At 71.4% G+C, this 13727-nt stretch carries 11 protein-coding genes; 5 read left to right on the plus strand and 6 right to left on the minus strand.

Going from position 1 to position 13727, the window contains the following annotated elements; all coding sequences use genetic code 11:
• The first annotated feature begins 42 nt into the window (after positions 1 to 42).
• Positions 43 to 2703: a valine--tRNA ligase gene (valS, locus tag AB1207_RS22570; protein ID WP_367640926.1), complete on the plus strand. Its 2661-nt coding sequence runs from the start codon at positions 43 to 45 to the stop codon at positions 2701 to 2703.
• Between the two features lie 63 nt (positions 2704 to 2766).
• Here valS and AB1207_RS22575 read toward each other — a convergent pair whose 3' ends face one another.
• Together AB1207_RS22575 and AB1207_RS22580 are read right to left on the minus strand one after the other, a co-directional pair.
• Positions 2767 to 3849: an inositol-3-phosphate synthase gene (locus tag AB1207_RS22575; RefSeq protein WP_367640927.1), complete on the minus strand. Its 1083-nt coding sequence runs from the start codon at positions 3847 to 3849 to the stop codon at positions 2767 to 2769.
• Complete coding sequence (locus AB1207_RS22580) at positions 3849 to 4436, minus strand: PadR family transcriptional regulator (RefSeq protein ID WP_367640928.1); 588 nt, start codon at positions 4434 to 4436, stop codon at positions 3849 to 3851. Before AB1207_RS22580 ends, AB1207_RS22575 begins: the two co-directional genes overlap by 1 nt.
• Positions 4437 to 4586: 150 nt before the next feature.
• Between AB1207_RS22580 and AB1207_RS22585 the strand changes: the two genes are divergently transcribed.
• The 4 genes from AB1207_RS22585 to AB1207_RS22600 all read left to right on the plus strand — a co-directional run bounded on the left by AB1207_RS22585 (position 4587) and on the right by AB1207_RS22600 (position 9112).
• Positions 4587 to 5015, plus strand: coding sequence for a MarR family winged helix-turn-helix transcriptional regulator (locus AB1207_RS22585; protein WP_367640929.1), 429 nt, complete (start codon positions 4587 to 4589; stop codon positions 5013 to 5015).
• A gap of 154 nt (positions 5016 to 5169) precedes the next feature.
• The gene (locus AB1207_RS22590; RefSeq protein ID WP_367640931.1) at positions 5170 to 5655 is read left to right on the plus strand and encodes a MarR family winged helix-turn-helix transcriptional regulator; all 486 of its coding nucleotides are present in this window, start codon (positions 5170 to 5172) and stop codon (positions 5653 to 5655) included.
• Positions 5656 to 5717: 62 nt separating this feature from the next.
• Complete coding sequence (locus AB1207_RS22595; protein WP_460624282.1) at positions 5718 to 8255, plus strand: MFS transporter; 2538 nt, start codon at positions 5718 to 5720, stop codon at positions 8253 to 8255.
• Between the two features lie 59 nt (positions 8256 to 8314).
• Positions 8315 to 9112, plus strand: a complete 798-nt coding sequence (locus tag AB1207_RS22600; RefSeq protein ID WP_367640981.1) for a YceI family protein — start codon at positions 8315 to 8317, stop codon at positions 9110 to 9112.
• A gap of 135 nt (positions 9113 to 9247) precedes the next feature.
• On the opposite strand, the gene clpX is transcribed toward AB1207_RS22600, so the two are convergent.
• The 4 genes from clpX to tig form a co-directional block, all read right to left on the minus strand.
• Entirely contained in the window at positions 9248 to 10549 is a 1302-nt protein-coding gene (clpX, locus tag AB1207_RS22605) for an ATP-dependent Clp protease ATP-binding subunit ClpX (protein WP_367640934.1), read from the minus strand.
• A 214-nt stretch (positions 10550 to 10763) separates the two neighbouring features.
• Entirely contained in the window at positions 10764 to 11426 is a 663-nt protein-coding gene (locus AB1207_RS22610; RefSeq protein ID WP_367640984.1) for an ATP-dependent Clp protease proteolytic subunit, read from the minus strand.
• Between the two features lie 43 nt (positions 11427 to 11469).
• Positions 11470 to 12108: a ClpP family protease gene (locus AB1207_RS22615; RefSeq protein WP_380174518.1), complete on the minus strand. Its 639-nt coding sequence runs from the start codon at positions 12106 to 12108 to the stop codon at positions 11470 to 11472.
• A 176-nt stretch (positions 12109 to 12284) separates the two neighbouring features.
• Positions 12285 to 13712: a trigger factor gene (tig, locus tag AB1207_RS22620; protein ID WP_367640936.1), complete on the minus strand. Its 1428-nt coding sequence runs from the start codon at positions 13710 to 13712 to the stop codon at positions 12285 to 12287.
• Positions 13713 to 13727: the final 15 nt, after the last annotated feature.

Genomic DNA, 13727 nt, shown 5'->3' on the forward strand with positions numbered 1-13727 from the left:
ACGGCCTGCGGACCGGCTGCGTCGGTGCGGGATGATGGAGGCATGTCCGACGCCACCACCCCCTCCCCCGACGGCGCCGCCGCCGCGCCGGCTCCCTTCCGCGCGACCACCGCTCCCGGCGTCGAGGTACCCGACCGTCCGACGGTCGACGGGCTGGAGGAGCGCTGGGCCCCCGCGTGGCAGGACCAGGGCACCTACGCCTTCGACCGTTCCGCGCAGCGCGCCGACGTGTACTCCATCGACACCCCGCCGCCGACCGTGTCCGGGTCGCTGCACGTGGGGCACGTCTTCAGCTACACGCACACCGACGTCGTCGCCCGCTTCCAGCGCATGCGCGGCAAGTCCGTCTTCTACCCGATGGGCTGGGACGACAACGGCCTGCCCACCGAGCGGCGCGTGCAGAACTACTACGGCGTCCGCTGCGACCCGACGCTGCCGTACGACGCCTCGTTCGTGCCGCCGGAGAAGGCGCCGAAGAACGACCGCGACTTCGTCCAGGTCTCCCGGCGCAACTTCGTCGAGCTGTGCGACCGGCTGACGGCCGAGGACGAGCAGGTCTTCGAGTCGCTGTGGCGGCGCCTGGGTCTGTCGGTCGACTGGTCGCACACCTACTCGACGATCTCGGCGACCTCACGGGCGACGGCCCAGCGCGCGTTCCTGCGCAACCTGGCCCGCGGCGAGGCGTACACGGCCGAGGCGCCGACGCTGTGGGACACGACGTTCCGCACGGCGGTCGCGCAGGCCGAGCTGGAGGACAAGGACACCGAGGGCGCCTACCACCGGCTCGGCTTCCAGCCCACCGCCGGCGGCGACCCCGTCTTCATCGAGACGACGCGCCCCGTGCTGCTGCCCGCGTGCGTCGCCCTCGTGGCCCACCCCGACGACGAGCGCTACCAGCCACTGTTCGGCACGACGGTGCGCACGCCGCTGTTCGGCGTCGAGGTGCCCGTCGTGGCCCACAAGCTCGCCGACCCCGAGAAGGGGTCCGGCATCGCGATGATCTGCACCTTCGGCGACACGACCGACATCACGTGGTGGCGCGAGCTGCAGCTGCCCAACCGCGCCGTGATCGGCCGCGACGGCCGGCTGCTGCGCGAGACGCCGGCGTGGCTGTCCGGGGCGGGCGCGGAGTTCTACGCCACGCTGGCCGGCCAGACGGTGTTCTCGGCGCAGAAGGCGATCGTCGAGGCCCTGCAGGCCTCCGGCGACATGGTCGGGGAGCCGAAGCGGATCACCCACCCGGTGAAGTTCTACGAGAAGGGCGACCGCCCGCTCGAGATCGTCTCGACCCGCCAGTGGTACCTGCGCAACGGCGGCCGCGACACGGGTCTGCGCTCGGACCTGCTCGCGCGCGGCGGGGAACTCGCCTGGCACCCCGAGCACATGAAGCACCGGTACGACCACTGGGTGTCCGGGCTCAACGGCGACTGGCTGATCTCCCGGCAGCGGTTCTTCGGCGTGCCGTTCCCCGTCTGGTACCCCCTGGACGCCGACGGCGAACCCGTCTACGACTCCCCCGTCGTGCCCGACGAGGCCGCGCTGCCGGTCGACCCGGCGGCCGAACCGGCGCCGGGCTACACCGAGGACCAGCGCGGCGTGCCGGGCGGTTTCGCGGCCGACCCCGACGTCATGGACACGTGGGCGACGTCGTCGCTGACCCCGCTGCTGGCCGGTGGGTGGGAACGCGACGAGGACCTGTTCTCCCGCGTGTACCCGATGGACCTGCGCCCGCAGGGCCAGGACATCATCCGCACCTGGCTGTTCTCCACCGTCGTGCGCTCGCACCTGGAGTTCGACGGGCTGCCGTGGGCGCGGACCGCGCTGTCGGGGTGGATCCTCGACCCGGACCGCAAGAAGATGTCGAAGTCCAAGGGCAACGTCGTGACGCCGCTGGCGCTGCTGGAGGAGTTCGGCTCCGACGCGGTGCGCTACTGGGCCGCGTCCTCGCGGCTCGGCACGGACGCGACGTTCGACACCGGGCAGATGAAGATCGGCCGCCGGCTGGCCATGAAGCTGCTCAACGCCTCGAAGTTCGTGCTCGGCCTCGGCGTCGAACGCGGCACCGCCGCGGACCCGGAGGCCGTGACCGAACCGATCGACGCCGGTGTCCTCGCGGGGCTGGCGACCGTGGTCGCGCAGGCGACCGACGCGTTCGAGCGCTACGACCACGCCACCGCCCTCGACGTCACCGAGAAGTTCTTCTGGAACTTCTGCGACGACTGGGTGGAACTGGTCAAGGACCGCGCCTACGGCTCCCGCGGTGAGGGACCGGCGGCCTCCGCGCGGGCGACGGCGGCACTGACCCTGCGGACGCTGCTGCGGCTGTTCGCGCCGTTCCTGCCCTACGCGGCCGAGGAGGTCTGGTCGTGGTGGCAGGACGGTTCCGTCCACACCGCACCGTGGCCGACGACCTCCGAGCTCGGGGCCCGTGCCTCCGATGGGGACGCGGGCACCAGCCTCGTGCTCCCCGCTGCGGGGCAGGCGCTCTCGGCGCTGCGGAAGGTCAAGAGCGAGGCGAAGGTCTCGCAGAAGACGCCGCTCACGGCGGCGACGATCTCCGGCCCGGCGCACCTCGTCGAGGCGGGCCGCCGGGCGGAGGCCGACGTCCTCGCGGCCTCGCGGGCGGCGTCGATCGAGTGGGCCGTCGTCGAGGGGGCCGAGGGCCTCACCGCCGTCGCGGAGATCGCGCCGACCGAGGGCTGACGCACCGCGGCCCCGCTCTCCCGGGAGGAGGGCGGGGCCGTGGTCAGCGTGGGGCCGGTGGGGTCAGCGCTCGACGGTGCCCGCGATGAACGCCTCGACGCCGGCGCGGCCGGACTCGTCGTCGCGCTGCTGCGGCGGGGACTTCATGAAGTAGGCCGACGGGGACAGCAGCGGGCCGCCGATCCCCCGGTCCAGGCCGATCTTGGCGGCGCGGACGGCGTCGATGATGACGCCCGCGGAGTTCGGGGAGTCCCAGACCTCGAGCTTGTACTCCAGGTTCAGCGGCACGTCCCCGAACGCCTTGCCCTCCAGGCGGACGTAGGCCCACTTGCGGTCGTCGAGCCACTGGACGTAGTCGCTGGGGCCGATGTGGACGTTGCGGGTGCCGAAGTCGGCCTCGACGTTGGAGGTGACGGCCTGCGTCTTGGAGATCTTCTTGGACTCCAGGCGGTCCCGCTCCAGCATGTTCTTGAAGTCCATGTTGCCGCCGACGTTCAGCTGGTAGGTCCGCTCCAGCTTGATGCCGCGGTCCTCGAGCAGCTTGGCCAGGACGCGGTGGGTGATGGTCGCGCCGACCTGGGACTTGATGTCGTCGCCGACGATCGGGACCCCGGCGTCGGTGAACTTCTGCGCCCACTCGGGGGTGCCGGCGATGAAGACGGGGAGCGCGTTGACGAAGGCGACCTTCGCGTCGATCGCGCACTGGGCGTAGAACTCCGCGGCGTCCTGGGACCCCACGGGCAGGTAGCAGACGAGGACGTCCGCGCGCGCCTCGCGCAGGGCGGCGACGACGTCGACCGGTTCGGCCGCCGATTCGCTGATCGTCTCGCGGTAGTACTTCCCCAGGCCGTCGAGGGTGTGCCCGCGCTGCACCGTCACACCGGTGGTGGGGACGTCGCAGATCTTCACCGTGTTGTTCTCCGACGCGCCGATCGCGTCGGCCAGGTCCAGACCGACCTTCTTGTCGTCGACGTCGAACGCGGCGACGAACTCCACGTCGCGCACGTGGTACTCGCCGAACTGCACGTGCATGAGCCCGGGGACGGACTGCGAAGGGTCGGCGTCGCGGTAGTAGTGCACGCCCTGGACGAGCGAGGCGGCGCAGTTGCCGACGCCGACGATCGCGACGCGGATGGGACCGGCCATCAGGGGGTCTCCTTCGGGGTGGGGATCGGGGTGGGACTCGGGTGGTGTTCGGCGGTGATGAGTCGTTCGAGCCAGTCGACCTCGCTGCGCACGGTCTCCACGCCGTGCCGCTGGGCCTCCAGGGCGTAGACGTCGAGCTGGGTCTGGGTGCGCTCGATGGAGCGGTTCATCTGCTCCAGTCGTTCGAGCAGGCGGGCGCGACGGCCCTCGAGGATGCGCAGCCGGGTGCGGGGTGCCACCCGGCCGAAGAGCGCGAAGTGGACGCCGAACGCGTCGTCCTCCCACGCCTCCGGGCCCGACTCCTCGAGCATGTCGGCGAGCCGGTCGCGGCCGTGCGCGGTGATCTCGTAGACGACGCGGGCCCGCTTGGGGCTGATGGTGCCCGGGAGCCGCTGCTCGGTGGTCTCGGTGATGCAGCCGCCGGCCTGCAGGGCGCGCAGCGCGGGGTAGAGCGTCCCGTAGCTGAGGGCGCGGAAGACGCCCAGCCGCTGGTCGAGGCGCTTGCGCACCTCGTACCCGTGCATCGGACCGTCGGCCAGCAACGCCAGGACGGCCAGCAGGACCACGTCACCACGCTTGCGGACCACGGACCAGCTCCTTCAGACACGACTCGATGCATCGGTTCGATGCATCTGCCCGGGACATTAGGGGGTGCTCGCGCCGTCCGACAACCCCGGACGCCCCGGCGCGCCGCGGGTCCGTCCTGCGCCGGGCCTGCGGGCCGGTAGGTTCCGGGGATGGTCAGTGGCCCTGCTGAAGCGCTGGAACGCGAACTCGCCGTGCTCTTGCGGCGCTCACGCGCCATCAACCGGGAGACCGCGCGCAGCGTGCACCCCGACCTGGAACCGGAGGCCTACAGCCTGCTGGTGCGCCTCGACGACGTCGGGGAGTCCCGCCCCTCGGACCTGGCGACCTTCTTCGGCATCGGCAAGCCCACGCTGTCCCGGCAGGTCCAACTGCTGGAGCGCCTCGGCCTCGTCAGCCGCGAGGCCGACCCGACCGACGGGCGGGCCGTCAAGCTGACCCTCTCCCCCGACGGCCTGGAGAAGGTCCACGCCGCCCGCGCCGCGCGCCGGCAGCGGCTGCACACCCGCCTCGAGGGCTGGCCCGAGGGCGACATGACGGCGCTCGCCGACCTCCTGCACCGCCTCAACTCGGCCATCTGAGCCCCGCCGGGACCGCCCGGCGCCTCCCTCTGCGAGCCCGCACCCCGCTCCGGGTGCGGGCTCGCTCGACGTGGGCCACCCTCGGGTTGCATGGAGCAACCAATCCTCGTATGGTTGCTTGCACACACCAACCGAGTCGTCACCCGAGGTCGTCATGGCCACACCCCACGCGTGCGCCGCGCTCGTCGACGTGTTCCCGGACCTGCTCCGGACCCGTCGCGCGCTGGTCGGCACGCAGAACACGCCGGCGATCGTCGCCCTGACGGTCGTCCTCCAGCACGGACCGCTGCGCATCAGCGAGGTCGCCGACCACCTGGCGCTGGACCTGTCGACGGTCAGCCGCCAGATCAGCCACCTCAAGCAGCGCGGTCTGCTGACCTCCTCCCCCGACCCGGCCGACGGTCGCTCCCAGCGGCTGAGCGTCACCCCGGCCGGCCTCGAGGAGCTGCGGACGGTGCGCCGTGCCGTCGTCGACCGGCTCGTCGACCACCTCGACGGCTGGGGGGACGACGAGGTCGAGCACCTGACCCGCCTCCTCGGCCGGCTCACCGGGACCGAGCCACCACCGGAGACCGTCGACCTCACCGACCACCAGTCCAGCCCGACCCGCCACGAGATGCAGTTGCAGGGGAACGCATGAGCACCACGACCGACGTCCACGCGACGTCCAGCACGGCCACCGGACCCGGTGGCACCCCGAAGATGACCCACGCGCAGATCCTCGAGGCGCTCTCGGGGCTGCTGCTGGGCATGTTCGTCGCCATCCTGTCCTCGACCGTCGTCTCGAACGCGCTGCCGCGCATCGTGAGCGACCTCAAGGGCACCGAGTCCGGCTACACCTGGGTCGTCACGGCGGCGCTGCTCGCCACCACGATCTCGACCCCGATCTGGGGCAAGCTGTCCGACCTCTTCTCCAAGAAGCTGCTCGTCCAGATCGCCCTCGTCATCTTCGTCGTCGCCTCGGCCATCGCCGGGCTGTCGACGAGCATGGGCATGCTCATCACGCTGCGCGTGTTCCAGGGCCTCGGCGGCGGCGGTCTGCTCGCGCTGGCGCAGGTCATCCTGGCCTCGATGGTGAGCCCCCGGGAGCGCGGCCGGTACTCCGGCTACCTCGGCGCCACCTTCGCCCTGGCGACCGTCGGCGGCCCGCTCATCGGCGGGGTGCTCACCGAGCACCTGTCGTGGCACTGGTGCTTCTACGTCGGGATCCCGTTCGCGGTCATCGCGTTCATCGTCCTGCAGACCCGCCTGAAGCTGCCCGAGCAGCCCAAGCGCGCGGTCTCCATCGACTACCTCGGCGCGACCCTGCTGGCCGCCGGCATCTCCGCCCTGCTGATCTGGGTCTCCCTGGCCGGCACGCAGTTCGACTGGGCCTCGTGGTGGACCGTCGGCCTCGTCGCGGCCGGTGTCGTCCTGCTGGGCCTGGCCGTGCTCGCCGAGCACCGCGCCAAGGAGCCGATCGTCCCGCTGAAGTTCTTCCGCAACCCGACGATCGCGCTGTCGGCCGCGGCCAGCCTCTTCGTCGGTGTCGCCATGTTCGGCGCCACCATCTTCCTCAGCCAGTACTTCCAGCTCGCCCGCGGCGAGTCCCCGACCATGGCCGGCGTCATGACCATCCCGATGATCGTCGGGCTGTTCCTCGCCTCCACCGTCGCCGGGCAGTTCATCACCCGCACCGGCCGCTGGAAGGGCTGGCTCGTCACCGGCGGTGTGCTGCTGACCGCGGGCCTCGGCCTCATGGGCACCATCGAGTACGACACGAACTACTGGGTCGTCGCCCCGTTCATGGCCCTCATCGGCCTGGGCGTCGGCATGATGATGCAGAACCTCGTCCTGGCCGTGCAGAACGTCGCGGACCCGCGCGACCTCGGCTCGGCCAGCTCCTTCGTCGCCTTCGCCCGCAGCCTCGGTGGGGCCATCGGGGTCTCCGCGCTCGGTGCCGTCCTCGGCCACCGGGTCACCGACCACCTCGAGAGCGGCCTGCGCGCCGCCCGCATCGACCCGGGCCAGGCCCTGTCCTCGATGGGCTCCTCGACCGGCGTGCCGGACCTGGGCGCCATCCCCGAGCCCGTGCGCTCCATCGTGCAGTCGGCGTACGGCTCCTCCATCGCGGACGTCTTCCTCATCGCCGCCCCGTTCGCGCTCGTCGCGTTCCTCATCACGCTGTTCTTCAAGGAGCGCGCGCTGCGCACCGGCGACGAGACCTCGCAGACCCCCGAGGCCACGCAGACGCCGGACGCCACGACCCGCACCGCGGCCACGGCCGTCACGGCCACGACGGGCCAGGAGGGCGTCGGCAGTGCGAGGATCGGCACCGCGACGGTGAACGGCCACCCGCACCCCGACCGGGAGGAGATCCCCAGCGTGCCCGCCCAGCCCTCGCGCACCGACGCCGGTCTCACCGTGTCCGGCACGGTCCGCCACCACGACCGCCGGCCGCTGCCGGGTGCCGTCGTGACCCTCGCCGACCAGTCCGGTCAGCAGGTCGCCCGCACCAGCACCCGCGAGGACGGCGGGTACACGCTCGAGCTGCCCACCGGCGGCACGTACCTGCTCATCGTCGCCGCGGCCCACGTGGCCCCCTCCGCCACGCTCGTCGGCGTCGGGGACAGCTCGGTCACCCGCGACGTCGTCCTGTCCGGCCGCTCGGCCATCACCGGCCGCGTCCTGACCCACGCGCTGCCCGACGACTTCGGCGCGGGCCACGACGGCCGCACGACGGGCGTCCACGGGGCCCTGGTGACCCTGACGGACGTCACCGGCGAGGTCGTCGGCTCCACCCGCAGCGACGACGGCGGCGGCTACTCCTTCGACCAGCTCATGGGCGGCACCTACGTGCTGACCGCGCAGAGCGAGTCGCACCGGCCGCTGGCCCGCAGCATCGAGGTCCCCGACTCCGGGGCCCTGGCCTGCGACCTCGTCCTCACCGGCGGGGGCCGCCTCACCGGCACCGTCGTCGCCGCCAGCGACGGCCGCGTCCTGCGCGAGGCGACCGTCACGCTCGTGGACGCCGACGGCGAGGTCGTCGGGTCGGTCGTCACGAGCGCCGACGGCAGCTACTCCTTCGAGGACCTCGCCGGCGGCCACTACACGCTGACCGCCGCCGGGTACGCCCCCGTCGCCACGTCCGTCGACGTCGAGGAGGACACCGTGTCCGCCGCCCAGATCACGCTCGGCGCCCGCGACGCCGGCGCCACGCTGGACCTGACCCGGTTCGAGTCCCGCTCGGAGCAGCGGTGAGCCCGGACCCGGCGGCGCCCTCGCACCTCGCCGGCGGCCCGGCCGGCACCACCTCCGGGGTGACCGGGGAGGGGCGGGTCCTCGACCGCGAGGGCTGGCCCGTCACGGGGGCGTCGGTGACGCTCCTGGGGGCCGACGGCTCCCAGGTCGCCCGCGCCGTCACCGGCCGCGACGGCGGCTTCGCCCTCCTCGGGGTGCCCGCGGGGGCGGCGACCATGCTCGTCGCCGCCGCGGCCCACGAACCACGGGCCACGAGCGTCGTCGTCCCCGGCGGGGGCGCCTGGCGCATCGGCGAGGTCCGGCTGCGGCGCCAGGGCGGCAGCGACGTGCCGCCGCCCGGCGTGTGGGCCATCGACGTCACGCACTCCTCGATCTCCGCCCGGGCCCACCACCTCGGCCTGGCCGCGGTGAACGGCCGGTTCACGGGCTTCACGGGAGTCATCACGGTCCCCGAGGACGTGACGCGGGCCAGCGTGCAGGTCGAGATCGACGCGACGACGATCGACACCGGCAACGCCGTGCGCGACGAGCACCTGCGGTCGGCGGACTTCCTCGACACCGACCGCTACCCCACCCTGACCTTCTCGGCCACGGGGGTGCAGCGCGGTGCCGACGGGTGGGTCCTGTCCGGCGACCTCACGCTGCTGGCCACGACCCGGCCCGTCCAGCTGCAGCTGTCCTACGCAGGCTCCGGCCCGGATCCGTGGGGCGGCACCCGCGCCGCGTTCTCCGCGACGGCCGAGCTGCACCGCGACGACTTCAAGATGAACTGGAACCAGGCCGTCGGGATCGGCGTGGCCGTCTTCGGCACGACGCTGAAGGTCCAGATCGACGTCGAGGCCGTCCTGCAGCAGTAGGACTCCCACCCCGATACGCGAGAGCCCCGCACCCTCCGGTGCGGGGCTCTCGTGCGTCCGGGCTGCGGGGTAGGGGCGGAACGCGGAGGAGCCCCGCACCGGGTCGGTGCGGGGCTCCTCGTCGTGCGGGGTGGGTCAGGCCGACTTGTCGCGGCGCTCGCGCGGCGGCTTGCGGGCGGTGGCCTCCCGCGGCACCAGCGTCGGGTTGACGTTCTTCAGGACGACCTCGCGCGTCACCACGACGCGGGCGATGTCGTCACGGCTGGGCACGTCGAACATCACCGGGAGGAGGACCTCCTCGATGATCGCGCGTAGACCGCGGGCGCCCGTGCCGCGCAGGATGGCCTGGTCGGCCACGGCTTCGAGCGCGTCATCGGTGAACTCCAGCTCCACGCCGTCCAGCTCGAACATCCGCTGGTACTGCTTGGCCAGGGCGTTGCGGGGCTGGGTGAGGATCTGGACCAGCGCGTCGCGGTCGAGGTTCTCGACGCTCGTGATGACCGGGAGACGGCCGATGAACTCGGGGATGAGCCCGAACTTCATGAGGTCCTCGGGCATGACGTCCGCGAAGGACGGCTCGGTCTTCTTCTCCGTCGTGGAACGCAGCTGGGCGCCGAAGCCCAGGCCCTGCTTGCCGGAGCGGGACTCGATGATGCGGTCCAGGCCCGCGAAGGCCCCGCCCACGATGAACAGGACGTTCGTCGTGTCGATCTGGATGAACTCCTGGTGCGGGTGCTTGCGCCCGCCCTGCGGGGGCACCGACGCCGTCGTGCCCTCGAGGATCTTCAGCAGGGCCTGCTGGACGCCCTCGCCCGAGACGTCCCGCGTGATCGACGGGTTCTCGGACTTGCGGGCGATCTTGTCGACCTCGTCGATGTAGATGATGCCCGTCTCGGCCTTCTTGACGTCGTAGTCGGCGGCCTGGATGAGCTTGAGGAGGATGTTCTCGACGTCCTCGCCGACGTAGCCGGCCTCGGTCAGGGCCGTCGCGTCCGCGATCGCGAAGGGCACGTTGAGCATCTTGGCCAGCGTCTGGGCCAGGTACGTCTTCCCGCAGCCGGTCGGGCCGATGAGCAGGATGTTGGACTTGGAGATCTCGACGGCGTCCTCGCCGCGCGCCTTCCCGCTGCCGGCGGCCTCGCCGACCTGGATGCGCTTGTAGTGGTTGTAGACGGCCACCGCGAGCGACTTCTTCGCCGAGGACTGGCCGATCACGTACTGGTCGAGGAAGTCGAAGATCTCCTTCGGCTTCGGCAGCTCCACCAGGCCCAGGTCGTTGGCCTCGGCGAGCTCCTCCTCGATGATCTCGTTGCAGAGGTCGATGCACTCGTCGCAGATGTAGACACCTGGGCCCGCGATGAGCTTCTTGACCTGCTTCTGGCTCTTGCCGCAGAACGAGCACTTCAGCAGATCGCCACCGTCACCGATGCGTGCCACCGACGAATCCTCTCCTCGACGTGCGGGGTGTCCCGACGACCGGCACTCAGGTCCGGTCGTCCGGGACCGTGCGTCCCGCCGGTTGGACCCACGCTACCTGCCGGGTCCGACTCGCCCGACTCATTAGACGCCCCCGGGGGACACGGTGCCAGACCGGCCCCCCGGAAGCTCGCCATCTCGTCACTCGCTGCTGCAGGTGAGTGACGCTTCGTGCTCACAGCGAGGGAGCGGACGCCTTCCGGCTCTCCAGGACCTCGTCGATGAGGCCGTACTCGACGGCCTCCTTGGCGGTGAGGAACTTGTCGCGCTCGATGTCCTCGCGGACCTGGTCGGCCGTCCGGTTCGAGTGGAAGGCGAGCGTGCTCTCCAGCCAGGAGCGCATCCGCAGGATCTCGTTGGCCTGGATCTCCAGGTCGGAGGCCTGCCCGTAGTCGCCGCCGGCCATGGCCGGCTGGTGGATGAGGATGCGGGAGTTGGGGAGGGCGAAGCGCTTGCCCGGGGCCCCGGCGGCCAGCAGGACGGCGGCGGCCGAGGCCGCCTGGCCCATGCAGTACGTCTGGATGTCCGGGCGGATGTACATCATCGTGTCGTAGATCGCCGTGAGGGCCGTGAAGGACCCGCCCGGGGAGTTGATGTACATGATGATGTCGCGCTCGGTGTCCTGGGACTCCAGGACGATGAGCTGGGCGATGATGTCGTCGGCCGAGGCGTCGTCCACCTGCACGCCGAGGAAGATGATGCGGTCCTCGAAGAGCTTGGTGTACGGGTCCGACCGCTTCATGCCGTAGGACGTGCGCTCCTCGAACTGCGGGAGCACGTAGCGCGCGGACTGGTCGTAGGCCGGGTTGAGCCGGGCCTGCGGGTTGTGCGGGTTCATCGGGCGGTCTCCCCTCGAGGCGGTGAACGGCGGGCGGAACAGCTCAGGCACCGGTGCCGCCCCCGCCCTCGACCTCGCTGGTGTGGCCCACGACGTGGTCGATGAGGCCGTACTCCTTGGCCTCCTGCGCCGAGAACCAGCGGTCGCGGTCGGAGTCGCGGGTGATGGTCTCGAACGTCTGGCCCGAGTGCTGCGCGATGAGCTCGGCCATCTGCTTCTTGGTGGCGATGATCTGCTCGGCCAGGATCTTGATGTCCGAGGCCGAACCGCCCAGGCCGCCCAGCGGCTGGTGCATCATGATCTTCGCGTGCGGCAGCGCCGAGCGCTTGCCCGCGGCCCCCGCGCAGAGCAGGAACTGCCCCATCGAGGCCGCCATGCCGGTGGCGATGGTCGCCACGTCGGGCTTGATGTACTGCATGGTGTCGTAGATCGACATGCCCGCGGACACCGAGCCGCCGGGCGAGTTGATGTACATGAAGATGTCCGCGTCCGGGTCCTCCGCGGCCAGCAGCAGCAGCTGCGCGCAGATGGCGTTGGCCATGTCGTCCCGGACCTCGGTCCCGAGCCAGATGATCCGCTGCTGCAGCAGCCGCTGGTAGACGTTGTCGTCCAGGCCCATGCCCGGCTGACCCGTGCGGGCCTGCGGCGTCACCAGTCCCGGTGCGCTCAAGATCTCGCTCACGCTGTTCCCTGGCCCTCTCCTGGCGTCGACCACCCACCCCGGACGTGTCCGGGAGGGTCCGGCGGATGCTCCGCCGATCTCGATCGACCCTAACGCGCAGGTCCCGACGACCATGTCGGGACCGGGGCCTTTTCGCTGTGGGCGCACCGTCACCGGTGCGCCCACAGCGACGGGGATCAGCTCTTGTCCGACTCCTGCGCGGCGTCGGAGGACGCGACCTGCTCGGCCGCGGCCTGCTCGTCCTCACCGGTCGGGTCGACGGTCTCGCCGGCCTCGGTGGCGGGGCTCTCGACGGCCTCGTCCCCCGACGCCCCGGTCGCCTCGTCCTCGTCCTCGCCGCCGACGAGCTCCTCGAGGTCGACGGTGTTGCCCGAGGCGTCCGTCACGGTGGCCTTCTCCATGGCGACCGCGAGCGCCTTGCGGCGGCGGACCTCGGAGACCATGGACGGCACCTGGCCGGCACCGTCGACCATCTGCACGAACTGGTTGGGGTCCATCCCGTACTGCTGGGCCTGACCGACGAGGTACTCGATCAGCTCGCCCTGCTCGACACCGATCTCCTCGCGCTCGGCGAGCGCGTCGAGCAGGAGCTGGCTGCGGATGGCCTGCTCGGTGGACTCGGTGATCTCGGCGCGGTGCTCGGCGTCCTCGAGACGGCTCTCGCGCTCGAGGTGGGCGTGGATCTCGGCCTCGACGAGGGAGGCCGGGACCGGCACGTCGACGATCTCGAGGAGCTTCTCGAGGACCTTGTCGCGCGCCTGCAGGCCCTGCTCGAACTTCTTGGACTGCTCGACCTGCTGGAGCAGGTCGGCCTTGAGCTCCTCAAGGGTGTCGAACTCGCTCGCCAGCTGGGCGAAGTCGTCGTCGGCCTCGGGCAGCACGCGCTCCTTCACCGACTGCACGGTGACGGTGATGCTGGCGTCCTCGCCCTTGCGGTCGCCGCCGGCCAGCGGGGCCGTGAAGGTCGTGGTGCCCTCGGCGGCGACGCCCGTGAGCGCCTCGTCGAGGCCGTCGATCATGTTGCCCTGGCCGATGCGGTAGCTGATTCCCTTGGCGCTCTCGATCTCCTCGCCGTCGATCTCGGCGAGGAGGTCGATGGAGACGAAGTCGCCGTCCGCGGCGGCGCGGTCGACGCCGGTGAGGGTGCCGAAGCGCTCGCGCAGGGCGGTCAGACGGGTCTCGACCTCCTCCTCGGGGACCTGCAGGTCGTCGACCGTGACCTCGATGGTCGACAGGTCGGGCAGCTCCAGGGTCGGGCGGACGTCCACCTCGACGGAGAACTTCAGGTCGCCGCCCGTGGCGGGGTCGGGCGCCTGGGAGACGTCGACGGTGGGCTGGCCCAGGGGCAGGAAGTCCGAGGCCTCGACGGCCTGCTGGTAGAACTTCGGCAGCGCGTCGTTGACGGCCTCCTCGAGCACGACGGCCCGACCGAAGCGCTGGTCGATGACGCGCGCGGGGACCTTGCCCTTGCGGAAGCCCGGCACCTGCACCTGACCCGCGATCGACTTGTACGCCTTGTCGAGACTGGGCTTCAGCTCGTCGTAGCCGACCTCGACGGTGAACTTCACCCGGGTCGCGTTGAGGGTCTCGACGTCGCTCTTCACAGCAGGGGTCTCCTG

Origin of the sequence: Kineococcus endophyticus, assembly GCF_040796495.1 — a bacterium.
GTDB classification, from domain to species: Bacteria; Actinomycetota; Actinomycetes; order Actinomycetales; family Kineococcaceae; genus Kineococcus; species Kineococcus endophyticus.

Coding starts and splice junctions, on each gene's coding strand:
- valS (WP_367640926.1), top strand. CDS start 43: ATGTCCGACGCCACCACCCCCTCCCCCGACGGCGCCGCCGCCGCGCCG.
- AB1207_RS22575 (WP_367640927.1), bottom strand. CDS start 3,849: ATGGCCGGTCCCATCCGCGTCGCGATCGTCGGCGTCGGCAACTGCGCC.
- AB1207_RS22585 (WP_367640929.1), top strand. CDS start 4,587: ATGGTCAGTGGCCCTGCTGAAGCGCTGGAACGCGAACTCGCCGTGCTC.
- AB1207_RS22590 (WP_367640931.1), top strand. CDS start 5,170: ATGGCCACACCCCACGCGTGCGCCGCGCTCGTCGACGTGTTCCCGGAC.
- AB1207_RS22595 (WP_460624282.1), top strand. CDS start 5,718: ATGACCCACGCGCAGATCCTCGAGGCGCTCTCGGGGCTGCTGCTGGGC.
- AB1207_RS22610 (WP_367640984.1), bottom strand. CDS start 11,426: ATGAACCCGCACAACCCGCAGGCCCGGCTCAACCCGGCCTACGACCAG.